This window comes from Arthrobacter sp. BPSS-3, assembly GCF_044628475.1.
Taxonomy (GTDB): Bacteria; Actinomycetota; Actinomycetes; order Actinomycetales; family Micrococcaceae; genus Arthrobacter.
Window position 1 is genome coordinate 276242 of sequence record NZ_JBIMMV010000002.1, and the last position, 25968, is coordinate 302209.

Sequence of the window (25968 nt, forward strand, 5' to 3'; positions counted from 1 at the left end):
GTCTTCTCCGCTTAGTGCCCGAAGGGGTCCGGGTCCACGCCGGGCATCCAGGTCAGGCCCGGGACGCCCCAGCCGCTCTTCTTGGCCTGCTTCATCGCCTTGCGGGAGTACCGGTCGATCAGGCGATTGACGTACAGCTTGCCGTCGAGGTGGTCGAATTCGTGCTGCATCACCCGGGCGAACCAGCCCGTCGCCTCGAACTCAATCGGGTTGCCCTCGCCGTCGAAGCCCTGCACCCGGGCCCATTCGGCCCGTTTGAGCGGGTAGTGGCCGCCCGGGAAGGACAGGCAGCCTTCCTCTTCCTCGTCCGGGTCCGGCAACGCCCCGGAGACCTTGGAGAGGGTAAGGACCGGGTTCACCACCACGCCGGAGGGCGGGGCGCCGTCGTCGTTCTCGTACTTGTACACGAAGAGGCGCTTGCCGACCCCCACCTGCGGGGCGGCGAGCCCGACGCCGTTGGCGGCGTCGTTGGTCTCGAACATGTCCGCGATCAGGGTCCGCAGCTCGTCGTCGAAGACCTCGACCTCGGCGGCCCGGCGGTGCAGCACGGGTTCGCCCCAGATGGTGATGGGCAGGACAGTCATGGCGCGGAGCTTCCTTTGGTGCGGGGGAGGGAGTGGTGCGGGGGAGGGGACGGGTCAGCCGGCGATGCCGCGGCCGACGACGTCCCGCATGATCTCGTTGGTGCCGCCGAAGATGGTCAGCAGGCGGGCGGCGAGGAAGGCCTGCGCCACCGGGTATTCCATGATGTAGCCGTAGCCGCCGTGCAGCTGCAGGCAGCGGTCCGTGACGGACTTCGCCCGCTCGGAGGCCCACAGCTTCACCCGGGCGGCAGAGGACGCGTCGAGTTCCCCGGCGTTGAACGCGGTGATGGCCCGGTCCACGTAGGACTCGGTGACCTCGACCTCGGTGAGGATGTCGGCGAGTTCGAAGCGGCTGTTCTGGAAGTCGATGATCCGCTCGCCGAAGGCGTTGCGGTCCTTCGTGTACCGCACGGTCGCCTCATACACGGCGCGGGCGACGGCGGAACCGGCGACGGCGATGCCCAGCCGGCCCTGCGGCAGCTGGCCGGCGCAGTAGCGCAGCCCCTGGCCTTCCTCGCCGACCAGGTCGGCGTGCGGGACCCGGACATTGTCGAAGAAGAGCTCGGCAGTGTCGGAGGCCTTTAGGCCCATCTTGTCCAGCTGGTTGCCGGTGGTGTAGCCCTCGCCCTTTCGGACCATGAAGAGTGAGAAGGAATCGGCACTGCCGCGGCCGCTCCCGCCGTCGGTGCGGGCGAGGACCAGGGCTGCGTCGCCGGAGATGCCGTTGCCGATGAACGTCTTCTGGCCGGTGATCAGCCAGTCATCTCCGTCGCGGGCGGCCTTCGTGCGGACGCCGCGGAGGTCGGAGCCCGCGCCCGGCTCGGTCCAGGCCACGGAGGTGACGGTCTCGCCGGAAACCATGCCGGGCAGCCAGCGCTGCTTCAAATCCTCCGAGCCGTAGGCCAGCAGATGCGGCAGGACCATGTCGTCGTGCAGGTGGAAGGCCAGGCCCACGGCGAGGTGGTTGCTCTTGGCGAATTCCTCATCCAGCACGGCGCGGAACCGGTAGTCGGTCATGCCGAGGCCGCCGAACTCCTCGGGGACGGCGAGCCCCAGCAGGCCCTGTTCCCCGGCGGCGGTCCACAGCTCCCGCGGCATCATGTGGTCCCGGTCCCACTGCGCGTAATGCGGGGCCACGGAACGGACGTTGAACTCGGCCGCCATTTCGCGGAACATCTCATGGTCTTCTTCGAAGAGCTGGCGCCTCATCGCGGTTCCTTCCATGCGTTTTCGGGACAAACAGCAAAGGCCGCACCGGATATCCGGTGCGGCCTTTGGCAAGGTCGGACAATCGTGCCGTCCTCGGTGAGGGTGAGCGACGGGGGTTGAACCCGCGACCTCCTGGACCACAACCAGGCGCTCTGCCAACTGAGCTACGCCCACCATGTGCCTGTCAGTCGCACCGGCGAACCGGCCTTCCGGAAAGGCAACGACAAATAGCTTACCTGCTTCGCGGGGGTGCTTTTGCCAGTTTCGGCGATTTCATCGAAAAAAGGCCGAAACGTGAGGCAGATTACTCTGCCCGGGCACCCGCGGGGGACTCGGCCGGGGCGCCTCCGGGGTTCCCGGCGTCGTCCGCGGCGTCCGTCGGCGCGCTGCCGGGGGCGGCGCCCGAGGTGGCCATGACGTCCTTGGCGATGCGCTGGGCGGTGGAGCTGTCCGGGCCGGGCGCCGGCACGAAGACGGCCTGCCGGTAGTAGCGGAGCTCGTCGATGGAGTCCTTGATGTCGCCGAGGGCGCGGTGGCCGCCGAGCTTGGCGGGGGACTGGAAGTAAGCGCGGGCGTACCAGCGGCGGGAGAGTTCCTTGATGGTGCTGACGTCGATCACCCGGTAGTGCAGGTGCTCAACCAGGTCCGGCATGTCCCGGACCAGGAAGACGCGGTCGGTGCCCACCGAGTTGCCGCCGAGCGGTGCTTTCTTCGGGTCCGGCACCCACTTCTTGATGTAGGCCAGCACCATTTCCTGCGCCTCGGCCATGGTCTTGCCGTGCGGGAGTTCCTCCAGCAGTCCGGAGCGGGTGTGCATGTCGCGCACGAAGTCGTTCATCTGGGCCAGGGCGGCGTCGTCCGGTTTGATGACGACGTCGACGCCGTCGCCGAGGATATTCAGTTCCGAGTCGGTCACCAGGGCCGCCACCTCGATCAGGGCGTCATTCTTGGTGTCCAGGCCGGTCATTTCGCAGTCGATCCACACGATGCGTTCATTAGATATAGGCACGCGCCCAGCCTACCGTTCCGCCGCCCCGGAGGGGCCCGGTGCTACGATTTTGGCAACGCGGCCGTCGGAATTTTTCCTCCGTGCGGCGTGCCCCTGACCGGCTTTCAGGCCACGAGTGGGCTCCACCAGCACTCGACAGATTGGACACCCCTGAGATGACGGCGCCTGTACCTGCGGCGGGGAAGACGGCTGCCGGTACGTCCCGGACATCCTCCGGGGCACCGTCAGCGGCGGCCCCGGCCGACGTGGACAACGCACGCTCACCCATCCTCTCCGGATTCCTGGGCTCGCTGTTCATGTTCGTCGGTTCCCTCGGCGTCGGCTGGCTGGCGCCGGTCTCCGAACTGCGCCGGCTGCCGCTCTTCATCTGGATGCGCACCGAGGCCGTGGGCGTCGGCATGTGCATCGTGCTGCTGGCGGTCGGCGGGATGCTGCTGGTGCGGGCGTGGCTGCGGCTGGGCCAGCGGGTCCGGCACTGGGGCGCCGGTGCGCGGAAGGCGACCATGACCGCCGTCGTCGCCTGGGGCCTGCCGATGATGTTCTCCGTGCCGCTCTTCAGCCGCGACGTCTATGCCTACATCGGCCAGGGCCGGCTGATGGTCGAGGGCTTCAACCCCTACGAGAACGGCATTTCCGCGCTCTCCAACTACTTCCAGCTCGGCGCGGACAAGATGTGGACCGAGGCGCCGGTGCCCTACGGCCAGCTGTTCCTCTGGATTGAGCAGTTCGTCGTGTGGTCCACCAACGTCCAGCCGGAGGCCAGCATCATGCTGTTCCGGCTGGCCGCCCTCGTGGGGATCGTGCTCTGCATCATCTACGTCCCGAAGCTCGCGGAACTGCACGGCGTCAACCCGCACCGCGCCCTGTGGCTGACCGCCGCCAACCCGCTGTTCCTGACCAACTTCATCGCCAGCGTCCACAACGACGCGCTGATGATCGGTCTGGCCCTCGCCGGCCTCTACTACTGCGCCACCAAGCGGGTGCTGGTGGGCCTGGTCCTGGTGACGCTCTCGATTGCGGTCAAGCCGATCACGATCGTCTTCCTGCCCTTCATCGGGCTGCTGTGGGCCGGCAAGAACGCCGGGTGGCCGCGGAAGTTCGTGTTCTGGGCCCTGACCGCCGGGATCAGCGTGGGCCTGCTCTACGCCATGAGCGCCGTCAACGGCTTCGGCTTCGGCTGGATCAACGGCCTGTCCGCCCCCGGCAGCATCTGGATCTGGTACGCCCCGGTGGGCCTGGTCGGGCTGATCGTCGCCTCCATTTCCAACGCCTTCGGCCTCGACGGCTGGGGCTTGGCCAAGTACGTGTACGACGCCGGCAAGGTCCTGGCGCTGGGGATCGTGGCCTGGCAGATTTTCCGCGGCGACTACGACCGGCTGATGCGCCGCCTGACCCTGGCCTTCGCCGCCGTCGTGTTCCTCGCCCCGATGATCCAGTCCTGGTACGTGGTGTGGCTGATCCCGCTCTTCGCCGTCACCGGTATCCGCGACGACTGGCAGGTCAAGGCCCTGTACTTCATGGTCTCGTTCTTCATGGTCTACGCGATTTCCGACCAGCTGGAGGTCTTCCCCTACCTGCAGAGCCAGGACCTGGGCCTGGCGCTGGCCCTGGCCCGCAACGCCGCCGCGATCATCGCCCTGCTGTTCGCGCTCTACCTGATCTTCCTGGACCCCAAGACTAAACAGCTGTTCAGCAAGCCGGAGGAACCGGTCACCAGCCGGCCCGTCATCTGAGGGCGGTCGCCTGCGGCCGGTCGCCTGAGACCGCTCATCTGATTCCGTCGGTTCTTCCCAGCTTCCTCAGCGCCTCGCGGCGGGAGAGCGGGCTCAGCCCGTCCCCGGCGCGGTCGACGAAGCCCCGGACCCAGTCCGGATCCGTCGTGGAGAAGTCCCGTAAGGCCCAGCCGATGGCCTTGCGGATGAAGAATTCGCGGTCGCCGAGGTTGGCCGTGATTACGTCCGTCAGTAACTCACGGTCCGTGGCGCCCTTGGCTCCCAGTTGGGCGGTGATGGAAGCACGGCGGATCCAGAGGTCCGGGTCCTGGCTCCACCGGCGCAGCAGCGACGCCATTGTTCCGGGGTGGGCCAGGAGCAGACCGCCCAGGCGGTGCGCCAGGGAATCGACCAGGTCCCACCAGGCGCCGTCGCGGATGATCTCCTCATACAGGGGAAGCATGGCGAGCTCGCCCCGGGCCGGCCGTAAGCCGGTGAGTTCGATGGCCGCGAGCCGTTCCTCCCGCCAGCGGGCCTCGCGCCACAGCTCGGTCACGGCGGCGGTGAGTTCGGACAGCGACTGCGGCGGCAACCGCCGGGCGGCATTCCTGACGATGGCCCGGACCTCCGGGACCCGGACGCCCAGGGATGGCATCTCCGACTTCAGATACCGCTGGGCCGCCGCGCCGCGAACCGGATCTGCCGCGACGTGCAGGGCAGCGCGGATGGTGGTGACGAGGCCTTCGGACATGCGGCAACTGTAGGGCAGTCCGGCCGGTCTGCGCTCCTGCCGTGCTTCCGGCTTAGCGCTTCCCAGGTTTAGCGTTCGCGGGTGCCCTGGCCGGTCAGGCGGGCGCGCTGGCGGTGCGCGGTCAGCCGGAGCTGGATGATGCGGGCGGCCCCGGCGATGGCTACCAGCACCCCGCCGCCGACGGCGGCGATGAACAGCGCCACCCCCAGGGGGACGGCTCCCGTCAGTCCGAAGTACTTGACCTGGACGTAGTCCTGGTTCTGCAGGATGAAGACGATCAGCAGGATCAGCACCACCAAAGCAACAGCGACGACGGTCCACACCATCCCGGCGCGGGTCACCTGGCGGGCCTCGTGCGTGGGCGCGGGTGCTGCCGTGGTGGCGGGGGCGGGCTCCGGCGTGGGAGCCTCTGCGGGCGTCCGGGCGGGGGCGGATGTGGCCGCCGGGGTGTCCTCCCGGGGGAGTCCGGTGGTTGCGTGCTCCGGTGCCGCCGGGGTGTCGCCCTGGTCGTAGGAGTCGAATCCGCGGGGTGTCTGCGTCATGGCTGCCTTACTTTCGGTTATGGGCCGGGGCCCTGCCTCCATCTCTGGACTCAATACTAAGCCTGCTTATGGCTTGGGCGGGAGACGGCGCTCCGGAAGCTGAGCCGGGGAGCCCAAGAAGCGGCGGGAGCTTAAGCGGAACGGCCCCGGTCACGGATAGTCCGTGACCGGGGCCGTGCAGGCGCCCCAGGAGGGAATCGAACCCCCGACCGGCGGATTAGAAGGCCGCTGCTCTATCCCCTGAGCTACTGGGGCACGCGCGTGCCTATCGGCCGGAGCCGCGCACGCCTCAAGAAGTTTACCGTGCCACCGCGTCCCGTTTTCCACATAGCCCCGGTATGGACTGCCGTGTGCCGGACCCCGGTTGCAGAGTGGGACGGACCAGCCAGCCTTCCCATGAGACAGGACATACCAATGAATGACAGCATCACCATCCGGGGCTTCGTCGCCACGGAGATTAAGAGTTCGACGACGCCCGGCGGCGTCGCCACCGCGTCCTTCCGGATGGGTTCCACCGGACGGCGCTTCGACCGGGCGGCCAACGCCTGGGTGGACGGGACCACCAACTGGTTCACCGTGCAGGGCTACCGCCAGCTGGCCGGCAACATGGCCTGCAGTATCCGGAAGGGGCAGCCCGTCATCGTTGCCGGCAGGCTCAAGATCCGCACCTGGGAGTCGGAGGGCCGCATCCACCACGCCGTGGACATCGATGCCGACGCCATCGGTCACGACCTATCGTGGGGCGCCGCCAACTTCACCCGCAACACCGGTGGGCAGCAACAGCAGTCGGACGGGGCTGACCAGGGCGGGACTCCGGGAACGGCCGGGCAGGGGGGCGGCGGCGCCGGAGCCGACGCCGCGGAGGAGTTGCCCGACTTCGACGAGGAAACCGGCGAGGTGAAGGAGGACGCCGCCTGAGGGCCTCGTTTCCCGGCCAGGGCCAGCAGGCTGCCGGCACCGCCGACCAGAGGGGCTCGGACAAGAGCGGTGAAGGCGGTGACGACGATGTCCGGACCGGTGCCGGTGGCAGAATGGCCGGGTGACCCGGCCCAGACTCCTTCCCCGCGCGCTGTTCCCGACGTCCGCCACCCTGGCAGGCATCGTGGTGGCAGCAGCCCTCGCCGGATGCTCCGGGTCGGGCGATACAGTCGCCCCCGCGGCAGTGGCGTCCACCGCCATCGCGACCGCCCTGCCCACAGCCTCCTCGGCGCCCACGGCCAGCGCTCCGTCGACGGCGAGCGGCTCGGCGGCCGCGCCACCCGTGGATGCGGCCACGGTACGCGATGCGCTCGCCGGCCTCGCGAACGGTACGGTGCCGGCGACGGGCAGCGTGCGGGCGGCCCTGGTCCGGGCCGGTTACGCTCCCGGGGCCATCGAGGTCACCGCCAGCCGGACCCCCACGGGCCTGGATGCCGACGCCGTGGAAGCGTCCGTCCGGCAGGGGGCGGACTGCGTCGTCGCCCAGATCCGGGGGCGGTCCGTCACCGCCACCGTCCTGCCGGCCCTCGCCGGCGGCCGCTGCCTCGCGGGTCCGGCCGCCTGACCGGACTCCCGGTATGGGCGGCGCGGAACCTGCCGCCTTGGAATGTGAGTTATCAGCGCCGAACCATTAGATTTGAGAGTATGGCGGAATTTATCTACACAATGACCAAGGCCCGAAAGGCCGTTGGCGAAAAACTCATCCTCGACGACGTGAGTATGTCGTTCTTCCCCGGTGCCAAGATCGGTGTTGTCGGCCCGAACGGCGCCGGTAAGTCCACCATCCTCAAGATCATGGCCGGCCTGGACACCCCCTCGAACGGCGAGGCCCGGCTGAGCCCCGGCTACACCGTCGGCATCCTGCTGCAGGAGCCGCCGCTGAACGAGGAAAAGACCGTCCTCGGCAACGTCCAGGAGGGCGTTGGCGAGATCTACGGCAAGATCCAGCGCTTCAACGAGATCTCCGAAGAGATGGCCAACCCGGACGCCGACTACGACGCCCTGCTCGAAGAGATGGGCCAGCTGCAGGAAGCGATCGACGCCGCCGACGCCTGGGACCTCGACTCCCAGCTGGAGCAGGCCATGGACGCCCTGCGCTGCCCGCCGGCCGACGCCGACGTCACCGTGCTCTCCGGTGGTGAGCGCCGCCGCGTGGCCCTCTGCAAGCTCCTGCTGCAGAAGCCCGACCTGCTGCTCCTCGACGAGCCCACCAACCACCTCGACGCCGAGAGCGTGCTCTGGCTCGAACAGCACCTCTCCTCGTACCCCGGCGCCGTCCTGGCCGTCACCCACGACCGGTACTTCCTGGACCACGTGGCCGAATGGATCGCCGAAGTGGACCGCGGCCACCTCTACCCCTACGAGGGCAACTACTCCACCTACCTCGAGAAGAAGCGCGCCCGCCTGGAAATTCAGGGCAAGAAGGACGCCAAGCAGGCCAAGCGCCTCGCCGAGGAACTCGAGTGGGTGCGCTCCAACGCCAAGGGCCGCCAGACCAAGTCCAAAGCCCGTCTGGCCCGCTATGAGGAAATGGCCGCCGAGGCAGACCGGACCCGCAAGCTCGACTTCGAAGAGATCCAGATCCCGCCGGGACCGCGCCTGGGCGGACTGGTCCTGGAAGCCAAGAACCTGCAAAAGGGCTTCGAGGACCGGATGCTGATCGACGGCCTGTCGTTCTCGCTGCCGCGCAACGGCATCGTGGGCGTCATCGGCCCCAACGGCGTCGGCAAGACCACCCTGTTCAAGACCATCGTCGGCCTGGAGCCGCTCGACGGCGGCGAACTGAAGGTCGGCGACTCGGTGAAGATCTCCTACGCGGACCAGAGCCGCGGCGGTATCGACCCGAACAAGACCCTGTGGGAGGTTGTCTCCGACGGACTCGACTTCATCCAGGTCGGCCAGGTCGAAATGCCGTCCCGCGCCTACGTCGCCGCCTTCGGCTTCAAGGGCCCGGATCAGCAGAAGAAGGCCGGCGTCCTCTCCGGCGGTGAGCGCAACCGACTGAACCTCGCGCTGACCCTCAAGCAGGGCGGAAACCTGCTGCTCCTCGACGAACCGACCAACGACCTCGACGTCGAAACCCTCAGCAGCCTCGAGAACGCCCTGCTGGAATTCCCCGGCTGCGCCGTCGTCGTCTCGCACGACCGCTGGTTCCTCGACCGGGTGGCCACCCACATCCTCGCCTACGAAGGTGACGAGGAGAACCCCTCCAAGTGGTACTGGTTCGAGGGCAACTTTGAATCCTACGAGGAGAACAAGGTGGAGCGCCTCGGCCCCGACGCGGCCAAGCCGCACCGGGTCACCCACCGCCGCCTGACCCGCGACTAGTTCCGCGGCCGGCCCGCCAACGCAAAAGCCCGGCGCGCCCCCGAGAGGGGGTGCGCCGGGCTTATGCGTTAAAGGCGTTCGCCGTTACCGGGGCGTCGGTTCCGTGGGCACCCGGATCATGCCCTCCTGCGCCACGGTGGCGACGTGCCGGCCGTCGCGGCTGAAGATCTTCCCGGTCGCCAGGCCCCGGGCGCCCTGGGCGCTGGGGGATTCCTGCACGTACAGCAGCCATTCGTCCACCCGCACGGGCCGGTGCCACCACATGGCGTGGTCCAGGCTCGCCACGGACATCCCCGGCGTAATCCAGCTCAAGCCGTGCCGCCGCAGGACCGACTCCAGGAGGGTGTAGTCGCTGGCGTAGGCCAGCGCGGCGCGGTGCAGGCCGGGATCGTCCGGCATCGGTCCAAAGGTCCGCATCCACACGGCGTTGCGGGCCTCCTTGGGCCCCTCGGCCGAGACATACAGGGCAGGGTCCACGTGGCGGATGTCGAAGGGCCGCTCATAGGCCCAGTGCCGGGCCACCGGGTGGTCGAACTTGCCCAGCAGGTCGGCCGTGCTCGGCAGCGACTCCGGGTCCGGGATTCCCTCCGGCATCTGCGTCTGGTGCTCGATGCCCTCATCCTCGTCCTGGAAAGAGGCGATCATCGACAGGATCGGCTTGCCGTCCTGGTATGCGTGGACCCGGCGGGCCGAGAAGGAGCGCCCGTCGCGGAGCCGCTGGACGCCGAAAGTGATCGGCTGGTTCGCGTCGCCCGGCCGCAGGAAATACCCGTGCATCGAGTGCACGCCCCGGCCCTCGGGAACCGTCCGGCTGCCGGCCACCAGCGACTGCGCCAGCACCTGGCCGCCGAACACCCGCTGCCGGGGCTGCTTTTGCGACGGGCCCAGGAAAATGTCCTCGTCCGTCCGGGCGCCCTGAAGTTCGCCCAGGTCCAGGAGCTGGATGAGCGAGGTGGTCGGGTCCTCCGGGGGTGCGGCCTGCACTGCGGCTTCGGCTTCAGTCATGGTTTGACTTTAGACGGCGGCTTGGCCGGGCTCCAAAGAGGCTCAGCCGGTAAAGTCGGGAATGTGTCTGATGTCCTCACCGAGTCCCTGCAGTTCTCCGATCCCCGCGACCTTGCCGACCTGCGCACCTTCGCCACCAGGGCCAAGGCGGTGGACGACGGCGGCATCCGCCTCAGCGCCGACGGCACCGTCCTGGCCGCCTACGTCTGCCTCCTACGGCCGCGCCTGCTGGGCGAGGGAACGCCGACCATCCTGGGCCTGCGCACGATGGCTCTGGCCGCGCCCGCCCGGCTGGACGTGACCGTGCCCCTCGCGGCGGTGCTGGACCGCCTGGCCCGCTCGGGGCCCGACGACGTCGACCTTCCCGTCCCGCCGATGACCCTGCGGGAATCCTGGGCCGGCGTCGGAGCACCCCGCGGCGGCTGGGAACCGGCAGGCACCGTCCCCGACGCAGAACTGCGGCGGGCGGCTGAGGAGGGGATCAGGGAGATCGCCGGCATCATCCCGGACAAACCCGGTGCCCTGATCGTCAACAACGCCCGCGCCACCGTCTGGGGCCGGCCGCTGCCGGCGGCGCACTGGTTGCCCGCGGGGGCGGCCTTCGCGGCGCTGACCCTGGGGTTCCTGGCCGAGGGGGAGCAGTCCGTCTTCCGCGCCGACACGTGGTTCCGGCTCAGCAGCCCCCGCGGCCACGTGCTGGTCCGCGCAGGGTCCGGCCTCTAGCGGCCCCCGCGACGAAGCCTTATCCTTCCGTGACGGCGGCGAGGGCTACCGGAGTGTCCTGACCCTCCCAGGTGCCGACCAGGGAGCGGGCTGCCGGCGGGACAGCGGGGTCGAGCCGCCGGTAGACCAAAATTTCCAGCGCACCGGCGCGGATCACGGTCCCCTCCGCGGCGTCGCTGGCCGTGATGTCGCCGACCTCCGGAACCGATATACCCGCGGTTCCCGTGCCGTGCACGGTGACCGATTCGGGGAGAACCTTTTGCCCGCCGTCGACCTGCAGGACATGCTGTGCCTGCGGCGTGCCGGCCAGGATGGCAGCGGCCAGGGCACGGACGTAGGTCGGGTCCGCGCACGCGTCGTAGACCCAGCGGCTGCCCAGGACGGAGTGTTCCATGGTGCCGACAAGGTGATCGTCGGCGCCGGGCAGGGGAGCGCCCCGGTAGCTGAGCGGCACCTGGAACACAGCGCCGCCGGAATGCACCAGGATGGTCTCGAGACCCACCTCCCCCTCCGGGTCGTCGAAGCGGAAGTGCCCGGCCTTCTCCGGGGCGGACCCGGTGTCCGGGAACCAGGACCGGCCGGGGAGCCAGCGCTCGAGGAGTTCCATCTTGGAGGGGGTCAACGTTGCCTGATGAATGATCGCCATGACCGCCAGCCTAGACCCGGGGGCGCCGGGAAGTGCTCGGAAGTGCTCGTAAGCGGGCCCGGTACGGGTGGGGACGCAGCTCAGAAGGTCAGCACGTTCAGTTCCGACGCCGGCACGAAACCGAGCCGCGCGTAAAAGCTTCGAGACTCCGACGACGGAGAGAGGAGCATCCGGACCGCGTTGATCTCCCGCGAATAGGTCAGGGCGGCCTCCACCAGCTGCGCCCCGATGCCGGCGTTCCTGCGGTCCGGAAGCACATAGACGTTCCCCAGGTACACCCAGCGTGAGATGTCCTTGCCTGGCTTGGGCATGCGTTCGAACACCATGAGGTTCAGCATGCCCACGGGAACGCCGTTGTGCTCGGCGAGGAAGAAGGTCCGCGGATTGGCCTCCAGCCACCGCTTGAGCACGGCGACGAACTCTTCCGGGTCTACGGTCGTGCCGTCGGCGGCGGGTGCCTGTTCGGCAGCCCAGGAGGCCCGCAGCGCGGCGAGGGCGGACAGGTCGCCGTCGACCGTTTCGCGAATGGTGATCATGGATCCAGCCTAGGCGGAGGGGACCCCTTGCGCGGTCATACCCGGGTGGGTATTATAATTTTCAGAAAGACCCCGGAGGCATCCCCCCAAGTGCCTCCGGGGTCTTTCTCTGTGTGCCGGCCGGCAAGCGGCGCAACCTGCCTAGGCTCCGGACGGGCTGTTGACCATGGAGAGGGCGGCCCGCTCCATGTAGTCCCACAGGGTTCCCTCGTGGAGCGGCGGGAGCTCCAGGGCATCGACGGCGGTGCGCATGTGCCGGAGCCAGGCGTCCTTGGCCTCCGGGGTCACGCGGAACGGCTGGTGCCGCATCCGGAGCCGGGGGTGGCCGCGTTCCTCGCCGTAGGTGGTGGGACCTCCCCAGTACTGCTCCAGGAACATGAGGAAGCGGCGCTTCGCCGGCGCGAGGTCCTCCTCCGGGTACATGGGCCGCAGCAGCGGGTCGGTGGCGACGCCGTCGTAGAACACGTCGATGAGCTTTACGAACGTCTCGTGCCCGCCAACGGCGTCGTAGAAGTTGTCGGTGTAGCCGGGCTTGCTGAAGGGGTCGTTCTGCATCAGCTGCCGGGGCTGGTGGGGATCGCCGCCGAGGGGGATGGTCATTACTCTCCGGCTTTCTGCTGGGGTGTTGCCTCGGCGGCACCGGCCTGGTCGGCCTCGTCGGCGGGCGGGGTGTAGGTGCCCTGGGAGCGGTTGCCCACACGGAGGATCTCGCCGTTGCGCAGGTACCAGATGGTGCCGTCGTCGGCGCGGACCCGGGTGATGCGCAGGCCCATCGACTCCACCGTGCCCACCACCTCGGAGGTTTCGATGACGTCGCCGATGCCGTACTGGTCCTCGATGGTGATGAAGATGCCGGCCAGGAAGTCGCGGATGAGCTGCTGGGCGCCGAAGCCGATCGCGACACCCAGGATGCCGACGCTGGTCAGCAGCGGCGCGATGTTGACGTCGAGGTACTGCAGCACGTACATCGCGGTGATCACGACGACGAGGACGCTCACCACACTGGTCAGCAGCGCGCCGATGGTGCGGGCCCGCTGCTCCCGGCGCTGGTGGTCCAGCGCGCGCAGGGCGGGGGCCACCCAGCGGAACCGCGGCTTCTTGAAGAAGGTGCTGCCCGCGGCGACGCGCTTGGTGATCCCGGAAATTACGAAGGACGCCACCAGCCAGACGAGGACGCCCACCCCGATGCTGATCAGGGCTCCGGGCACGTTGATGGCGGAGACATCGAGCGGGGTCAGGGGTTCGGGGGTGGTGAAGCTCAAGATCAAGTGGTACTGCTCCTTCGGCACGCCCGCGTTCGCCGGCCGCATAAGACTCTGTTCACTGTCCAGACTAGCGCCGTAGCGTGTCCCCATGCGCATCCTCGTCCTCGGTGGCACCGCCTTCCTCTCTGCCGAAATCGCCCGGCAGGCAGTAGCCACCGGCCACGACGTCATGTGCCTGGCCCGTGGATCCCGGACCGCGCCGCCGGAGGGAGCCAATTGGCTCAAGGCGGACCGCTCGCAGGGGCCGGCTGCCTACGCCGGGGCCGTCCACGCGGGGGAGTGGGACGCCGTCGTCGACGTGGCCCGCGACCCCGGGCAGGCGGAGGATGCCCTCGTGGCGCTCGCCGGCCGCGCACGGCACTGGACCTTCGTCTCCAGCTGTTCGGTTTACGCGGACCCCTCGGTCCCCGGCACGGCGGAGGACGCCGTTGTGCTGCCGCCGCTGCCCGCCGGGACGCCGGCGACCATGGAGAACTACGGTGCCGCGAAGTCCGCGATTGAACACCTGACCCTGGAACTGGCCGGGGACAAGGCGCACCTGTGCCGGCCGGGCCTGATCGGCGGGCCCGGGGACGAATCGGACCGTTACGGGTACTGGCCTGCCCGCTTCGCCCGACACCCGGGACCCGTCCTCGTCCCGGACACCCCGGCAGCATTGACCCAGATCATCGACGTCCGGGACCTGGCCGCCTGGGTGCTGACCGCGGCGGAGCGGGGCGTTACCGGGCCGCTGAACGCGGTCGGCGATCCCGTGCCGTTCGCCGAATACCTCGATGAATCACGGCGTCTCGACGGGGGAGCCGCGGAGATCGTGGCCGCGCCGCCCGACTGGCTCGCCGCGCGCGGGGTGAACTATTGGGCGGGTCCGGACTCACTGCCGCTGTGGCTGCCGCCGGGCCACGAGGGATTCACCACCCGCAGCAACGCCGCGGCGGTTGCGGCCGGACTCCGGTTGCGGCCGTGGACCCGGACGCTGGCGGACAGTCTCGACGACGAGCGGCGCCGGGGGCTGGACCGGGAACGCAAGGCCGGACTCAATCCGGACACCGAGCGCCGGCTGCTGGGGGAATGGCGGGACGCGACGGACCCGGTTGGCGCCGCAGGCTAATCGCCGCCCGAGGCTGGGAGGCGCCGAACCGTCAGCCGGCGGACGCCTCGTGCCGGACCGGGAAGTTGACGCTGCGGGCGATGAAGCAGAGTGAGTTGGCCTCGTGGTGCATCTCTGCCAAGGTTTCCGGGGCCACCGGTTCCTTCGTGGCCACCACCGGACGCAGCGTGACCGACTCGAACTGGCCGCTGCCGTCCCGGTTGGTCCGCATCAGCCCCTCGGCCCGGTCCCGGTAACCGGTGACCACCACGCCATGCTTCACCGCCACGTGCAGGAAAGAGAGCATGTGGCACTGGCTTAGCGCGGCCAGGAGCAGTTGCTCGGGGTTGTACCGGCCGGGGTCGCCGCGGAACGTCGGGTCCGCCGAGCCCTTGAGGACCGGCAGGCCGGGAATCTCGATGTCGTGGTCCCGGCTGTACGCCCGGTAGCCGGACGTCCCCTCGCCGAGGTTGCCCGTCCAGGTGACCGTCAGGGCGTAGTGGTGCTCGTCCAGGCTCATGCGGCCAGTCTAGGACACGTCCCCGCCCAACTGACTGGCAGCAGGGGCCGTTCTGAGCGTCCAAAACGGCCTTAGCTGCGAGCTAGTTGGGCGGGGTGGGGGCTTCCTGCCTAGCCGACGTCCGCGGCGCGGGCGCGCAGGGCGCGGGCCACGCCGTCGCGGTTCTCCAGCATCATCCGGCGCAGGGCGGCGCTGTCCGCCGGCAGGGCGGCGAGGAACTCGTCCGTGCGGTCCACGGTGGCCTGGGTGGTCAGCTGCGCCGGGTAGAGCCCGACGACGATCTGCTGGGCCAGGGCGTGGGTGCGGTCCCGCACGATCCCGGGAACGGCCTCGAAGTACTTCTCCGCGTAGGGCTCGAGCAGGGCGGTGTCCAACACCCGGGTGAAGCCGGCGACGGCGGACCCCTGCAGAGCGTTGGACAGCTCGCCCGTCACCACGATCGACTCCCAGGCGGCGGCTTTGGCCTCCGGGGTGGGGATGGCGGCCGTGGCCTGGGCGGCCGCGTTCTGGCCGGTGGCGGTGTTGTCGTGCTCGAGCTCGGCGTCGATCTCCGCCTTGCCGGCCCGGCTGCCCACCACGAGGGAGGTGATCAGTTCCCAGCGCAGGTCCTGGTCCACGGTGAGGCCCGGCAGCTCGCGGGAGCCGTCCAGTAGCCCGGCGACCGTGTCGAACTGCGCGCCCGTGCGGGCCAGCAGAGCGTAGGACTTCACGAACTGCAGCTGGGCGTCGGAACCGGCGGCCACGCGGGAGGCGAGGTCCCAGAGCCGGTCCGCGGCGGCGGCCGCCGTGGCGTCCTTGTGCTCGGCGGCGACGTAGAAGTTCAGCGTGGTGGCCAGCTGGCGCAGCTGCACCAGGATCACGGAGGAGTCCGTCTCCTCCGCGATGTTGGCCAGGATCAGCTCCACGTAGCCGCGCGCCGGGGTCTCGCCGTCGCGCGCCGCGTCCCAGGCCGAGCCCCAGACCAGGGTCCGCGGCAGGCTGCGGCCGAAGTCCTTCAGGTGCGCCGTGGCCGTGGCCCACGATTGCGGATCAAGCCGGACCTTCGCGTAGGCGAGGTCGTCGTCGTTGAGCAGGATCAGGTCCGGCCGCGCCAGGCCGGCCAGGGCCGGGACCTCGGTGCGTGCGCCGTCGACGTCGAGCTCCTCGCGGTGCACGCGCTCCAGCTTGCCGGCGCCGTCGAGGTTGTAGAAGCCCACGGCCAGCCGGTGCGGGCGGATGGTCGGCTGCGCTTCGGTGGCGGACTGCAGGATCGCGAAGGAGGTGATGGTCCCATCCTCGCCGACGGACAGCTCCGGCTTCAGGGTGTTCACGCCGGCGGTCTCCAGCCAGAGCTTGCCCCACTGGTCCAGGTCGCGGCCGCTGGCCTGCTCCAGCTCCACCATCAGGTCCGCCAGCTCGGTGTTCTTCCACGAGTGCTTGCGGAAGTACTCGCGGACGCCGGCCATGAACTCCTCCGGACCCACCCAGGCCACCAGCTGCCGCAACACCGAGGCTCCCTTGGCGTAGGTGATGCCGTCGAAGTTGACCTCGACGTCCTGCAGGTCGTTGATCTCCGCGAAGATCGGGTGCGTGGTGGGCAGCTGGTCCTGGCGGTAGGCCCAGGACTTCTCCACCGAGGCGAAGGTGGTCCACGCGGCGTCGAACTTGGTGTTTTCGACGGCGGCGAGGTGGGACATGTATTCGGCGAAGGACTCATTCAGCCAGAGGTCGTTCCACCAGCGCATCGTCACCAGGTCGCCGAACCACATGTGGGCCAGTTCGTGCAGGACGGTGATGGCGCGCCGCTCGACCTGCGCCCCGGTGACCTTGCTGCGGAAGACGTAGCCCTCCAGGATGGTCACCGCCCCGGCGTTCTCCATGGCGCCGGCGTTGAACTCCGGCACGAAGAGCTGGTCGTACTTCTCGAACGGGTACGGGCAGCCGAACTGCGCCTCGAAGAACTCGAAGCCCTGGCGGGTCAGTTCGAAGATGTTGTCCGCGTCCAGGTACTGCATGAGGGATTTGCGGGCGAAGACGCCCAGCGGGGTAACCTTGCCCGTGGCGGAGACCACCTCGCTGCGGACGCTCTGGTACGGGCCGGCGATCAGCGCGGTGACATAGGAGGACAGCCGCGGGGTCGGCGCGAAGGCCCAGACCGAGCGCGCGCCGCCGTCCTCGCCCGGGCTGGTCTCGGACGGTGCCGGGGTGGGGGAGTTGGACACCACGTCCCAGTGCGACGGCGCGGTGACGGTGAACGTGAACGTGGCCTTGAGGTCCGGCTGTTCGAAGACGGCGAACATGCGGCGGGAGTCGGGGACCTCGAACTGGGTGTAGAGGTAGACCTCCCCGTCGACCGGGTCCACGAAGCGGTGAAGGCCCTCGCCGGTGTTCATGTAGGGGGCGTCCGCGACCACCACGAGTTCGTTCTCCGCGGCCAGGTCCGGGAGCTGGATGCGGATGCCGTCCGAGACCTCGGCCGGGTCCAGCTCGCGGCCGTTGAGGGTTACGCTGTGCACGGTCCGGGTGACCGCGTCGATGAACGTGGAGGATCCCGGCGCCGCGGTGAAGCGCACGCGGGTGGTGGAGCCGAAGACGGTGTCGCCCCGGGTCAGGTCCAGGGTCACGTCGTAGGAGTCGACGGCGATCAGGGCGGCGCGCTCGCGGGCTTCGGCGCGTGTGAGGTTCATACCGGGCAAGGGGGCCTCCAGGAATGCGGGAACGGGAGATGGGGATAGGCGTGAAATTATTCTTTCACGCCTTGCGGCCTTGGCAAGTTGCCCCCGTCACAGCCCGGCCGCCGGCGGCGCGGACGGGGGTAGCGTTGACGGCATGGGAACCTTCCAGGACTCCGTCGACACCAGGGCCGTGCGCTTCGCCATCGGCTTTCCCCTGGTGCTGGCCGCCGCCTTCACGGTGTGCGCGTTCCTGATCCGGTCCCGGCTGCCCGAGCCGCTGGCCGTCCGGTGGTCCGCGGACGGCGCCGAAAACTTCGCCCCCTTCGCCGCCGTGGTGGGCGTGGGCGCCGCCATGATCGTCCTGACGGGCTGGGCGGTGCTGCTCCAGGCCGCCCCGTTGACCCGGCCGGCCCTGATGCGCCGGATCATGATGGGCGCCGGGCTGGGCCTTAGCCTGTTCGTCACCGCCGTGCTGGCCGCGGTCCTGGTCGGGCAGATCGGTCTGTCCGACGCCCGCGCCTCGCACGTTGACGTCACCATCCTGGCGATGGGCAGCGGCGCCGCCCTGGGCCTGGGCGTGGTGATGGGCTTCGTGTTCAAGGCCGACGAGCGCTGGTCCGTCGACGACGAACGCGCCGCCCGCGCGGCGCTCGAACACATCCGCGACCCGGACCTGGCCAGGGACGACGTCCGCCTCTGGGTCCACGCCCGCAGCTCGATCTTCGTGATGCTCGGAATCTCCACGCTGTTCCCGGCCGCGCTGCTCAGCCTCGCCCTGCCCTGGCTCGCGGCCGTCCTGGCGGCCGCGGCGCTCGTGGCGACCCTCTTCCTCTTCGCCCGGGTCAGAGTGGACCGGGCCGGGCTCCGCGTCCTCGCCGCCGGACTGCTGCCCGTGCTGACGGTCCCTGCCGCCGAGATCAGCTCGGCCGCCCCGGAGCTGGTGCGCGCGGCGGAGCGTGGCGGCTGGGGCTTCCGCCGCCACGGCCGGGACTCCAGCATGCTGGTGGCCAACGGGCCCGCCGTCGTGGTGCGGCGCCTGGACGGCGGCACCGTGACGGTCAGCGCCGGCGGCCCCGCCTCGGCGGACAACGTCGCGCAGGCCCTGGCCCGCGTGGCTTCCCGGGCCCGCGGCGACGGCGCGCCGCCCCGTGCCTAGTAGGCTGGAGCCACCCCGATCACCACGCCGGATGCCCTCCGGCGACCACAGAATGGATCCGACCGTGACCACCGCCCAGGACCTCCCGCGCGTCCACATCGCCACCGACCACGCCGGCATGGAGCTCAGCGCCCACCTGGTGGAACACCTCAGCGCCAAGGGCTACGAGGTGGTGGATCACGGACCGAAGGTCTACGACGCCCTCGATGACTACCCGTCCTTCTGCATCAACGCCGCCCTGGCCGTCGTGGCGGACCAGGAGGCCGGCGTCCACGCCCTGGGGATTGTCCTGGGCGGGTCCGGCAACGGCGAGCAGATCGCCGCCAACAAGGTCAAGGGTGTCCGCGCGGCCCTGGCGTGGAGCCTGCCCACCGCGAAGCTGGCCCGCGAGCACAACGACGCCAACGTCGTCGCCGTCGGCGGCCGGCAGCACAGCGTCGAGGAGGCGACCGGCATCATCGAGGCGTTCCTGGCCGAGCCGTTCAGCCACGACGAGCGCCACGTCCGCCGCATCGGCAAGATCGCTACCTACGAGGCCACCGGCGAGGTCGTCGAGTAGTGCCCGAGGGCCACTCCATTCACCGGCTCGCCCGGCAGTTCGCGGACGTCTTCACGGGCGAGCGGCTGGCCGTCTCCAGTCCGCAGGGACGCTTCGCCGGCGGCGCCGCCCTGCTGGACGGTCACGTCCTCACCGGCGCGACGGCGCACGGCAAGCACCTGTTCCTCCGCTTCGAGCACGGGCTGTCGTTGCACGTCCACCTCGGCCTCTACGGCGCCTGGAACTTCGGCGGCGACAGCACCTTCCGGGGCGCCTCCAGCATCGGCGCGCCGCGCAGGGTCGGGGAGCGGGAGGACCGCGACGCCGGCGCCGATGCGGTGAATGACGACGCCGCCTACGCCGGGCCGCCCGCTCCGGTGGGCGCCGTCCGCGTCCGGCTCGCCGGCAGCCACGGTTGGGCGGACCTGCGCGGGGCGACCACCTGCGAGACCCTCACCGAGGCGGAAACCGAGGCCGTGATGGCCCGGCTGGGCCCGGATCCGCTGCGGAACCTGCCGGGGGACAGGGAGGCCTTTGTCGCCACGCTGGGCCGGCGGAAGACCCCGCTGGCCACCCTGCTCATGGACCAGAAGGTGATTGCCGGCGTCGGGAACGTCTACCGCGCCGAGCTGCTGTTCCGGCAGCGCCTGGACCCCTGGCTGCCCGGAACCGGCCTCCCGGCCGGGGACGCCGGGCTGCTCTGGGACGACACGGCCGCCATCATGGCCGACGGCGTGCGCGACGGCCGGATCATCACCACCGGACCCCGGTACTGGAGCGGCGGGGGAGAGTCCTCCGAAGGAGAGGGTGCGGCCCTTCCCGCCCCGGAGGAGGCGCACTTCGTCTACCGGCGGCAGGGCCAGGACTGCCGGGTCTGCGGTACCCCCGTCTCGCTGGTGGAACACGCGGCCCGCAAGCTGTACTGGTGCACGGTTTGCCAGCAAAGATAAGACCGAATGCAAGGCCCGCAGAAAGCATGAAGGGCCCCTCCGCTGGAGGGGCCCTTCATGTGTTTTTGGAGAGGGGACGACGGGAATCGAACCCGCGTAATCAGTTTGGAAGACTGAGGCTTTACCATTAAGCTACGTCCCCGGGACTATGCTGGAATTCCAGCAAAACTTCCGGTCGGCTGTTCAAGCCGGATACAACTAAACCCAATGCAGCCCCGCAGTGTCAAATGTGCAAATGGCCACACGATGACCTTAGACTGTTCTGTGCACTTACGGGGTGTAGCTCAGCTTGGCTAGAGCGCCTGCTTTGGGAGCAGGAAGTCGCAGGTTCAAATCCTGTCACCCCGACTCTGCAGCAACTGCCGGTCATCGGCGTTGCAGACCCACAATCCCCCAAAACCAGGAGTACTTAGACTGTGAAGAGCGCCGTCGAGAACCTCACCCCTACGCGGGTCAAGCTCAATGTTGAGGTCCCGTTTGAGGAACTGCAGCCCAGCATCGCCGAGGCGTACAAGAGCGTTGCTTCCCAGATTCAGGTACCCGGCTTCCGTAAGGGCAAGGTCCCTTCCAAGCTGATTGACCAGCGCGTCGGCCGCGGCTACGTCCTGGAAACCGCCATCAACGAGGGCCTCAACGGCTGGTACCAGGCCGCCGTCGAGGAGACCGGTATCCGCCCGCTGAGCCGTCCCGAGGTCGAGATCACCGAGGTGCCGGACCCGTCCGCCACCGACGGCGAGCTGAAGTTCCACGCTGAGGTTGACATCCGTCCCGAGATCGAGCTGCCGGACTACGCCGGCATCAAGGTCGAGGTTGCCGCCGCCGAGTCCTCCGAGGCCGACGTCGACAAGGCCCTGGACGAGCTGCGCGGCCGCTTCGGTACGCTGAAGAGCGTTGACCGCCCGGCCGCCGACGGCGACTTCCTGACCATCGACATCACCGCCAGCATCGAGGGCTCCGAGGTTGATTCCGCCTCCGGCCTGTCCTACCAGGTTGGCGCCGGCACCATGCTCGAGGGCCTGGACGAGGCCGTCACCGGCCTCAGCGCCGACGAGGATGCCATCTTCGACACCACCCTGGTGGGCGGCGACCACGCCGGCGAAGCCGCCCAGGTCAAGGTTGTCGTGAAGGCCGTCAAGGAGCGCGAGCTCCCCGAGGCCAACGACGATTTCGCCCAGCTGGCCTCCGAGTTCGACACCCTTGCCGAGCTCCGCGAGGACCTCGCCAAGCAGGCCGCCGACTCCAAAACCGTCGAGCAGGGCGTCGAAGCCCGCGACAAGGTCCTGGACAAGCTGGTCGAAATGATCGAGGTCCCGGTTCCCGAGTCCGTCGTCGAAGAGCAGCTCGAGCAGCACTTCAGCGCCGAGAACAACCACGGTGAAGGCGAGCACGACACCGAGGAGCACCGCGCCGAGGTCAAGGCCAACACCGAGCGCGCCTTCCAGAACGAGATCATCCTTGACGCCATCGCCGAAAAGGAAGAAGTCAACGTCACTCAGAACGAGCTGATCGACTACATCGTCACCACCGCCAGCCAGTACGGCATGGACCCGAACCAGTTCGCCCAGATCATCGATCAGAGCGGCCAGGTCCCGATGATGGTCTCCGAGGTCCGCCGCCGCAAGGCCCTGGCCGTCGTGCTGGGCCAGGCCGAGGTCACCGACTCCGAGGGCAACAAGGTTGACCTGAGCGAGTTCGTCCGTCCCGGCGGCGAAGAGTCCTCCTTCGAGGAAGCTCCGGCCGAGGAAGCGTCCTCCGAGGAAGCCACCGAGGCTCCCAAGAACGACGACCCGGCGGCAGTGAAGTTCTAGCCCGCCCGGCACCCTGAGCAGTGCCCGCACCCCCGGATCACCGATCCGGGGGTGCGGCTTTTTAAGCCGCAGACGAACCCGGCGGCCCAATCGTGCGCCGTCAGCGAACAGCCCGCCACGCCGGCACAATGCGGCAGGGAAAACGGTTAGTGTCCATGTAGGAAAGTTCAGTGGAGCCACCCCACGGCACCACCGTCGCCAGCGAGAGGTAAGTACACATGTCACAGCAAGCAGGGGCACCCCGGATGGCTACCGTCGATCCCGCGGCCCAGGATAACTACATTTACAACCGCCTGCTGAAAGAGCGCATCATCTGGCTCGGCTCCGAGGTCCGCGACGAGAACGCCAACGCGATCTGCTCCCAGCTGCTCCTCCTCTCGGCGGAGAACCCCGAAAAGGACATCTACCTTTACATCAACTCTCCCGGCGGCTCCGTCACCGCCGGCATGGCCATCTACGACACCATGCAGTTCATCCCGAACGACGTCGTCACCGTGGCCACCGGCCTCGCCGCCTCGATGGGCCAGTTCCTGCTCAGCTCCGGCACCAAGGGCAAGCGCTACGCCACCCCGAACGCCCGCATCCTGATGCACCAGCCCTCCGGCGGCATCGGCGGCACCGCCTCGGACATCAAGATCCAGGCCGAGCTGATCCTGCACATGAAGAAGGTCATGGCCGAACTGACGGCCGAGCAGACCGGCCAGACCGTGGAGACCATCCTCAAGGACAACGACCGTGACAAGTGGTTCACGGCGACCGAGGCCCTCGAATACGGCTTCTTCGACAAGATCGCGGCCCACGCCGGGTCCGTGGCCGGCGGCGGCGGAACCAACGCCGACAGCGGCAAGTAACCGGCACGCAGACAGAACCGACTCCAGGAGCAATGAACATGAACTACAACTTCGGATCGACTGCCGGAAACCTGCCCAGCAGCCGCTACGTGCTGCCGCAGTTTGAAGAGCGCACCCCCTACGGCTTCAAGCGCCAGGACCCGTACACCAAGCTCTTCGAGGACCGCATCATCTTCCTCGGCGTCCAGGTGGACGACGCCTCGGCCGACGACATCATGGCCCAGCTGCTGGTCCTCGAGTCGACGGACCCGGACCGCGACATCACCCTCTACATCAACTCCCCGGGCGGCTCCTTCACCGCCATGACGGCGATCTACGACACCATGCAGTACATCCGCCCGGAGATCCAGACGGTCTGCCTCGGCCAGGCCGCCAGCGCCGCCGCCGTGCTGCTGGCCGCCGGTACGCCGGGCAAGCGCCTGGCACTGCCGAACGCCCGCGTCCTGATCCACCAGCCGGCGCTCTCCGGCGGCCAGGGCGGGCAGGCTTCCGACCTGGAGATCCAGGCCGCCGAGGTCATGCGGATGCGCTCCTGGCTGGAGGACACCCTGGCCAAGCACTCGGGCCGGACCTCCGAGCAGGTCAACAACGACATCGAGCGCGACAAGATCCTCACGGCCGCCGAGGCCATGAGCTACGGCCTGATCGACCAGGTCCTCGACTCGCGCAAGATCAAGCCGCAGGCGCTGACCAAGTAGCCTTGGCAGCTTCACAGCAGTAGACGACGCCGGTTCGGCCCGTGGAAACGGGGTGAACCGGCGTCTTCTTTCCACCCAACAGGCCCAAAGTGACCTAGAGTGGAATATGTCACGGCCGTCCCGTTCGGGGCTGGCGGTGTTTCAAAATGGGTGCCACGCTGCACGGAGGCATGACCCGGCCGGCAGCAAGATACAAAGGGGTTCACATATGGCTCGGATTGGCGAGAGCACCGATCTGCTGAAGTGCTCGTTCTGCGGAAAGAGCCAGAAGCAGGTCCGCAAGCTCATTGCCGGGCCCGGCGTCTACATCTGCGACGAGTGCATCGAACTCTGCAACGAGATCATCGAAGAAGAACTCGCCGAAGTCGCCGACCTGGGCAGCTTTGAACTGCCCAAGCCCCGGGAAATCTTCGACTTCCTGCAGGAATACGTCATCGGCCAGGAACCCGCCAAGCGTTCCCTCGCCGTCGCGGTCTACAACCACTACAAGCGCATCCAGGCCGGCCACGCGCCCAAGAGCGGAGCGCTGGCCGAAGGCGGCCACCACGACGACGTGGAGATCGCCAAGTCCAACATCCTGCTGATCGGCCCCACCGGCTGCGGCAAGACCTACCTGGCCCAGACCCTGGCCCGGCGCCTGAACGTCCCGTTCGCCGTCGCCGACGCCACGGCTCTGACCGAGGCTGGCTACGTCGGTGAAGACGTCGAGAACATCCTGCTCAAGCTAATCCAGGCCGCGGACTACGACGTCAAGAAGGCCGAACAGGGCATCATCTACATCGACGAGATCGACAAGATCTCGCGCAAGAGCGAGAACCCCTCCATCACCCGGGACGTCTCCGGCGAGGGCGTCCAGCAGGCGTTGCTGAAGATCCTCGAGGGCACGGTGGCGTCCGTCCCCCCGCAGGGCGGCCGCAAGCACCCGCACCAGGAATTCATCCAGATCGACACCACCAACGTGCTCTTCATCGTCGCCGGCGCCTTCGCCGGCCTCGAGGAGATCATCGGGTCCCGGTCCGGCCGGAAGGGCATCGGCTTCGGCGCCCCGCTGAACGAGGTCAAGGACAACGCCGACTCCTACGGTGAGGTCATGCCGGAGGACCTCCTGAAGTTCGGCCTGATCCCCGAATTTATCGGCCGCCTCCCGGTCATCACCACGGTCTCCAACCTGGACCGCCCGGCCCTGATCCAGATCCTGTCCACGCCCAAGAACGCCTTGGTCAAGCAGTACCAGAAGATGTTCCAGCTCGACGGCGTGGAACTGGTCTTCGAGGACGAGGCGCTGGACATGATTGCGGACCAGGCCCTGGAACGCGGCACCGGCGCCCGCGGCCTGCGTGCCATCATGGAGGAAGTCCTCCTGCCGGTGATGTTCGACCTGCCCAGCCGCGACGACGTCGCCACCGTGGTGATCACCGAGGACGTCGTGGCGAAGAAGGCCGAACCCACGATGATTCCGCACGACGTGAAGCGCCGTAAGTCCGCCTGATTCCTTCCCGGAACGGCAGGAACCCGGAATAAATCCGCGCCGCTCTCCGCTGTGCCCTGAGACGCCTGTCAGCTTCCCAACAAGGAGAATTCACGTGCCTGAGACCACCGCCACGAACAAGGCCGACTTCTGGTTCGACCCGATGTGCCCCTTCGCCTGGGTCACCTCCCGCTGGATTTCCGAGGTGGAAACCGTCCGGAGCATCCAGACCGAGTGGCACGTCATGAGCCTCGCCGTCCTGAACGAGGGCCGGGACGAACTGCCCCCCGAGTACAAGGAATTCCTGACCAAGGCATGGGCCCCGGTCCGGGTGATCGTGGCCGCGGCGCAAAAGCACGGCGAGCAGTACATCAAGCCGCTCTACGACGCCATGGGCACCAAGATCCACAACGAGGGCAACAAGGACATCGCCGAGGTCATCGCGAAGTCCCTGTCCGAGGTCGGCCTCCCGGCGGAGCTCGCCGCGGCCGGCGACAGCGACGAGTTCGACGCCGAACTCCGCGCCAGCCACGAGTCCGGCATCTCCCTGGTGGGCCAGGACGTCGGCACCCCGGTGGTCGCCATCAACGGCACCGCGTTCTTCGGCCCGGTCCTGACCCGCATTCCCCGCGGCGAGGACGCCGGCAAGCTCTGGGACGCCTCCGTGGGCCTGGCCTCCTACCCGTACTTCTTCGAGCTCAAGCGCAGCCGCACCGAAAGCCCCGTCTTCGACTAGGCACCGGACCCCGCCACAGCGGGACCACAGGGCGCCGCCGGAACTACCATGCTGTAGTTCCTGCGGCGCCCTTGTGCATCCCCGGGGACGGGAGAACAATAGTTATTACCCACTCCGCAAGGGGAGGGACGCAGGAACCAAAGATTCAGTGACACTCATCCGACGCAGCCTTCGGCACAGTCAGATGGTGGCTACCAGTGACGAGGTAGGAAGA

26 protein-coding genes and 4 tRNA genes are annotated in these 25968 nt (G+C 68.6%); 15 read left to right on the forward strand and 15 right to left on the reverse strand.

Annotated elements, in window-relative coordinates:
* Positions 1–11 precede the first annotated feature (11 nt).
* The 4 genes from def to orn all read right to left on the reverse strand — a co-directional run bounded on the left by def (position 12) and on the right by orn (position 2802).
* Positions 12–584: a peptide deformylase gene (gene def, locus ACFVY3_RS04265; protein ID WP_290257587.1), complete on the reverse strand. Its 573-nt coding sequence runs from the start codon at positions 582–584 to the stop codon at positions 12–14.
* A gap of 54 nt (positions 585–638) precedes the next feature.
* The gene (locus ACFVY3_RS04270; RefSeq protein WP_400158865.1) at positions 639–1793 is read right to left on the reverse strand and encodes an acyl-CoA dehydrogenase family protein; all 1155 of its coding nucleotides are present in this window, start codon (positions 1791–1793) and stop codon (positions 639–641) included.
* A 101-nt stretch (positions 1794–1894) separates the two neighbouring features.
* Positions 1895–1967: transfer RNA gene (locus ACFVY3_RS04275), tRNA-His, on the reverse strand.
* Positions 1968–2097: 130 nt separating this feature from the next.
* Complete coding sequence (orn, locus tag ACFVY3_RS04280; RefSeq protein WP_364135117.1) at positions 2098–2802, reverse strand: oligoribonuclease; 705 nt, start codon at positions 2800–2802, stop codon at positions 2098–2100.
* 155 nt (positions 2803–2957) lie between these two features.
* Between orn and mptB the strand changes: the two genes are divergently transcribed.
* Positions 2958–4535, forward strand: coding sequence for a polyprenol phosphomannose-dependent alpha 1,6 mannosyltransferase MptB (mptB, locus tag ACFVY3_RS04285; protein ID WP_400158866.1), 1578 nt, complete (start codon positions 2958–2960; stop codon positions 4533–4535).
* A 34-nt stretch (positions 4536–4569) separates the two neighbouring features.
* Here the strand turns inward: mptB and ACFVY3_RS04290 are convergent, their stop codons facing one another.
* From ACFVY3_RS04290 to ACFVY3_RS04300, 3 genes are all read right to left on the reverse strand, one after another.
* Entirely contained in the window at positions 4570–5265 is a 696-nt protein-coding gene (locus ACFVY3_RS04290; RefSeq protein ID WP_400158867.1) for a DNA alkylation repair protein, read from the reverse strand.
* Between the two features lie 68 nt (positions 5266–5333).
* Positions 5334–5807, reverse strand: a complete 474-nt coding sequence (locus tag ACFVY3_RS04295; protein ID WP_400158868.1) for a lipopolysaccharide assembly LapA domain-containing protein — start codon at positions 5805–5807, stop codon at positions 5334–5336.
* A gap of 182 nt (positions 5808–5989) precedes the next feature.
* Positions 5990–6062: transfer RNA gene (locus ACFVY3_RS04300), tRNA-Arg, on the reverse strand.
* A gap of 159 nt (positions 6063–6221) precedes the next feature.
* On the opposite strand from ACFVY3_RS04300, the gene ACFVY3_RS04305 reads away from it, so the two are divergent.
* From ACFVY3_RS04305 to ettA, 3 genes are all read left to right on the forward strand, one after another.
* Positions 6222–6725 carry a single-stranded DNA-binding protein gene (locus ACFVY3_RS04305; protein WP_400158869.1) on the forward strand — a complete coding sequence of 168 codons (504 nt, stop codon included), beginning with the start codon at positions 6222–6224 and terminating at the stop codon, positions 6723–6725.
* 121 nt (positions 6726–6846) lie between these two features.
* Complete coding sequence (locus ACFVY3_RS04310; protein WP_400158870.1) at positions 6847–7350, forward strand: DUF6993 domain-containing protein; 504 nt, start codon at positions 6847–6849, stop codon at positions 7348–7350.
* A gap of 80 nt (positions 7351–7430) precedes the next feature.
* Entirely contained in the window at positions 7431–9113 is a 1683-nt protein-coding gene (gene ettA / locus ACFVY3_RS04315; RefSeq protein WP_290257595.1) for an energy-dependent translational throttle protein EttA, read from the forward strand.
* A gap of 84 nt (positions 9114–9197) precedes the next feature.
* Here ettA and tesB read toward each other — a convergent pair whose 3' ends face one another.
* Entirely contained in the window at positions 9198–10118 is a 921-nt protein-coding gene (gene tesB, locus ACFVY3_RS04320; RefSeq protein ID WP_400158871.1) for an acyl-CoA thioesterase II, read from the reverse strand.
* A gap of 63 nt (positions 10119–10181) precedes the next feature.
* On the opposite strand from tesB, the gene ACFVY3_RS04325 reads away from it, so the two are divergent.
* On the forward strand, positions 10182–10841 hold the full coding sequence (locus ACFVY3_RS04325; RefSeq protein WP_364135137.1) for a hypothetical protein: 660 nt from the start codon (positions 10182–10184) through the stop codon (positions 10839–10841).
* 19 nt (positions 10842–10860) lie between these two features.
* On the opposite strand, the gene ACFVY3_RS04330 is transcribed toward ACFVY3_RS04325, so the two are convergent.
* The 4 genes from ACFVY3_RS04330 to ACFVY3_RS04345 form a co-directional block, all read right to left on the reverse strand.
* The gene (locus tag ACFVY3_RS04330) at positions 10861–11487 is read right to left on the reverse strand and encodes a hypothetical protein (RefSeq protein ID WP_400158872.1); all 627 of its coding nucleotides are present in this window, start codon (positions 11485–11487) and stop codon (positions 10861–10863) included.
* A gap of 80 nt (positions 11488–11567) precedes the next feature.
* Positions 11568–12023, reverse strand: a complete 456-nt coding sequence (locus tag ACFVY3_RS04335) for a GNAT family N-acetyltransferase (RefSeq protein WP_400158873.1) — start codon at positions 12021–12023, stop codon at positions 11568–11570.
* Between the two features lie 141 nt (positions 12024–12164).
* Complete coding sequence (locus tag ACFVY3_RS04340) at positions 12165–12623, reverse strand: globin (protein ID WP_400158874.1); 459 nt, start codon at positions 12621–12623, stop codon at positions 12165–12167.
* Positions 12623–13288 carry a mechanosensitive ion channel family protein gene (locus ACFVY3_RS04345; protein ID WP_400159057.1) on the reverse strand — a complete coding sequence of 222 codons (666 nt, stop codon included), beginning with the start codon at positions 13286–13288 and terminating at the stop codon, positions 12623–12625. Before ACFVY3_RS04345 ends, ACFVY3_RS04340 begins: the two co-directional genes overlap by 1 nt.
* An 88-nt stretch (positions 13289–13376) precedes the next feature.
* Here ACFVY3_RS04345 and ACFVY3_RS04350 point away from each other — a divergent pair, with 88 nt between their 5' ends.
* Complete coding sequence (locus ACFVY3_RS04350) at positions 13377–14396, forward strand: NAD-dependent epimerase/dehydratase family protein (protein ID WP_400158875.1); 1020 nt, start codon at positions 13377–13379, stop codon at positions 14394–14396.
* Between the two features lie 31 nt (positions 14397–14427).
* Here the strand turns inward: ACFVY3_RS04350 and ACFVY3_RS04355 are convergent, their stop codons facing one another.
* Together ACFVY3_RS04355 and pepN are read right to left on the reverse strand one after the other, a co-directional pair.
* Complete coding sequence (locus ACFVY3_RS04355) at positions 14428–14895, reverse strand: OsmC family protein (RefSeq protein WP_400158876.1); 468 nt, start codon at positions 14893–14895, stop codon at positions 14428–14430.
* 110 nt (positions 14896–15005) lie between these two features.
* On the reverse strand, positions 15006–17561 hold the full coding sequence (gene pepN / locus ACFVY3_RS04360) for an aminopeptidase N (protein WP_400158877.1): 2556 nt from the start codon (positions 17559–17561) through the stop codon (positions 15006–15008).
* Positions 17562–17703: 142 nt separating this feature from the next.
* Here pepN and ACFVY3_RS04365 point away from each other — a divergent pair, with 142 nt between their 5' ends.
* From ACFVY3_RS04365 to ACFVY3_RS04375, 3 genes are all read left to right on the forward strand, one after another.
* The gene (locus tag ACFVY3_RS04365; protein WP_400158878.1) at positions 17704–18705 is read left to right on the forward strand and encodes a hypothetical protein; all 1002 of its coding nucleotides are present in this window, start codon (positions 17704–17706) and stop codon (positions 18703–18705) included.
* A 64-nt stretch (positions 18706–18769) separates the two neighbouring features.
* On the forward strand, positions 18770–19264 hold the full coding sequence (locus tag ACFVY3_RS04370; RefSeq protein ID WP_366172981.1) for a ribose-5-phosphate isomerase: 495 nt from the start codon (positions 18770–18772) through the stop codon (positions 19262–19264).
* A complete protein-coding gene (locus tag ACFVY3_RS04375) occupies positions 19264–20193 on the forward strand; it encodes an Fpg/Nei family DNA glycosylase (RefSeq protein ID WP_400158879.1) in 930 nt (309 codons plus the stop codon). Before ACFVY3_RS04370 ends, ACFVY3_RS04375 begins: the two co-directional genes overlap by 1 nt.
* Positions 20194–20264: 71 nt before the next feature.
* Here the strand turns inward: ACFVY3_RS04375 and ACFVY3_RS04380 are convergent.
* Positions 20265–20335, reverse strand: a tRNA-Gly gene (locus tag ACFVY3_RS04380).
* 131 nt (positions 20336–20466) lie between these two features.
* Here ACFVY3_RS04380 and ACFVY3_RS04385 point away from each other — a divergent pair.
* The 6 genes from ACFVY3_RS04385 to ACFVY3_RS04410 all read left to right on the forward strand — a co-directional run bounded on the left by ACFVY3_RS04385 (position 20467) and on the right by ACFVY3_RS04410 (position 25754).
* Positions 20467–20541: transfer RNA gene (locus ACFVY3_RS04385), tRNA-Pro, on the forward strand.
* Between the two features lie 68 nt (positions 20542–20609).
* Positions 20610–22001 (forward strand): trigger factor, encoded by a 1392-nt coding sequence (gene tig, locus ACFVY3_RS04390; protein ID WP_400158880.1) that lies wholly within the window; start codon positions 20610–20612, stop codon positions 21999–22001.
* A gap of 245 nt (positions 22002–22246) precedes the next feature.
* Positions 22247–22852 carry an ATP-dependent Clp protease proteolytic subunit gene (locus ACFVY3_RS04395; protein WP_290257881.1) on the forward strand — a complete coding sequence of 202 codons (606 nt, stop codon included), beginning with the start codon at positions 22247–22249 and terminating at the stop codon, positions 22850–22852.
* A 38-nt stretch (positions 22853–22890) separates the two neighbouring features.
* Complete coding sequence (locus ACFVY3_RS04400; RefSeq protein ID WP_056738346.1) at positions 22891–23550, forward strand: ATP-dependent Clp protease proteolytic subunit; 660 nt, start codon at positions 22891–22893, stop codon at positions 23548–23550.
* 208 nt (positions 23551–23758) lie between these two features.
* Positions 23759–25039: an ATP-dependent Clp protease ATP-binding subunit ClpX gene (clpX, locus tag ACFVY3_RS04405; protein WP_290257608.1), complete on the forward strand. Its 1281-nt coding sequence runs from the start codon at positions 23759–23761 to the stop codon at positions 25037–25039.
* A gap of 94 nt (positions 25040–25133) precedes the next feature.
* Complete coding sequence (locus ACFVY3_RS04410; protein ID WP_400158881.1) at positions 25134–25754, forward strand: DsbA family protein; 621 nt, start codon at positions 25134–25136, stop codon at positions 25752–25754.
* Positions 25755–25968 lie beyond the last annotated feature (214 nt).

Bases quoted from the DNA above. Each gene is read 5' to 3' on its own strand.
- ACFVY3_RS04400 (WP_056738346.1), top strand. From the start codon at position 22,891: ATGAACTACAACTTCGGATCGACTGCCGGAAACCTGCCCAGCAGCCGC.
- ACFVY3_RS04340 (WP_400158874.1), bottom strand. From the start codon at position 12,623: ATGACCATCCCCCTCGGCGGCGATCCCCACCAGCCCCGGCAGCTGATG.
- ACFVY3_RS04365 (WP_400158878.1), top strand. From the start codon at position 17,704: ATGGGAACCTTCCAGGACTCCGTCGACACCAGGGCCGTGCGCTTCGCC.
- ACFVY3_RS04350 (WP_400158875.1), top strand. From the start codon at position 13,377: ATGCGCATCCTCGTCCTCGGTGGCACCGCCTTCCTCTCTGCCGAAATC.
- ACFVY3_RS04295 (WP_400158868.1), bottom strand. From the start codon at position 5,807: ATGACGCAGACACCCCGCGGATTCGACTCCTACGACCAGGGCGACACC.
- clpX (WP_290257608.1), top strand. From the start codon at position 23,759: ATGGCTCGGATTGGCGAGAGCACCGATCTGCTGAAGTGCTCGTTCTGC.
- ACFVY3_RS04395 (WP_290257881.1), top strand. From the start codon at position 22,247: ATGGCTACCGTCGATCCCGCGGCCCAGGATAACTACATTTACAACCGC.
- tesB (WP_400158871.1), bottom strand. From the start codon at position 10,118: ATGACTGAAGCCGAAGCCGCAGTGCAGGCCGCACCCCCGGAGGACCCG.
- ettA (WP_290257595.1), top strand. From the start codon at position 7,431: ATGGCGGAATTTATCTACACAATGACCAAGGCCCGAAAGGCCGTTGGC.
- def (WP_290257587.1), bottom strand. From the start codon at position 584: ATGACTGTCCTGCCCATCACCATCTGGGGCGAACCCGTGCTGCACCGC.
- ACFVY3_RS04305 (WP_400158869.1), top strand. From the start codon at position 6,222: ATGAATGACAGCATCACCATCCGGGGCTTCGTCGCCACGGAGATTAAG.
- ACFVY3_RS04355 (WP_400158876.1), bottom strand. From the start codon at position 14,895: ATGAGCCTGGACGAGCACCACTACGCCCTGACGGTCACCTGGACGGGC.
- mptB (WP_400158866.1), top strand. From the start codon at position 2,958: ATGACGGCGCCTGTACCTGCGGCGGGGAAGACGGCTGCCGGTACGTCC.
- ACFVY3_RS04290 (WP_400158867.1), bottom strand. From the start codon at position 5,265: ATGTCCGAAGGCCTCGTCACCACCATCCGCGCTGCCCTGCACGTCGCG.
- pepN (WP_400158877.1), bottom strand. From the start codon at position 17,561: ATGAACCTCACACGCGCCGAAGCCCGCGAGCGCGCCGCCCTGATCGCC.
- ACFVY3_RS04270 (WP_400158865.1), bottom strand. From the start codon at position 1,793: ATGAGGCGCCAGCTCTTCGAAGAAGACCATGAGATGTTCCGCGAAATG.
- ACFVY3_RS04335 (WP_400158873.1), bottom strand. From the start codon at position 12,023: ATGATCACCATTCGCGAAACGGTCGACGGCGACCTGTCCGCCCTCGCC.
- ACFVY3_RS04330 (WP_400158872.1), bottom strand. From the start codon at position 11,487: ATGGCGATCATTCATCAGGCAACGTTGACCCCCTCCAAGATGGAACTC.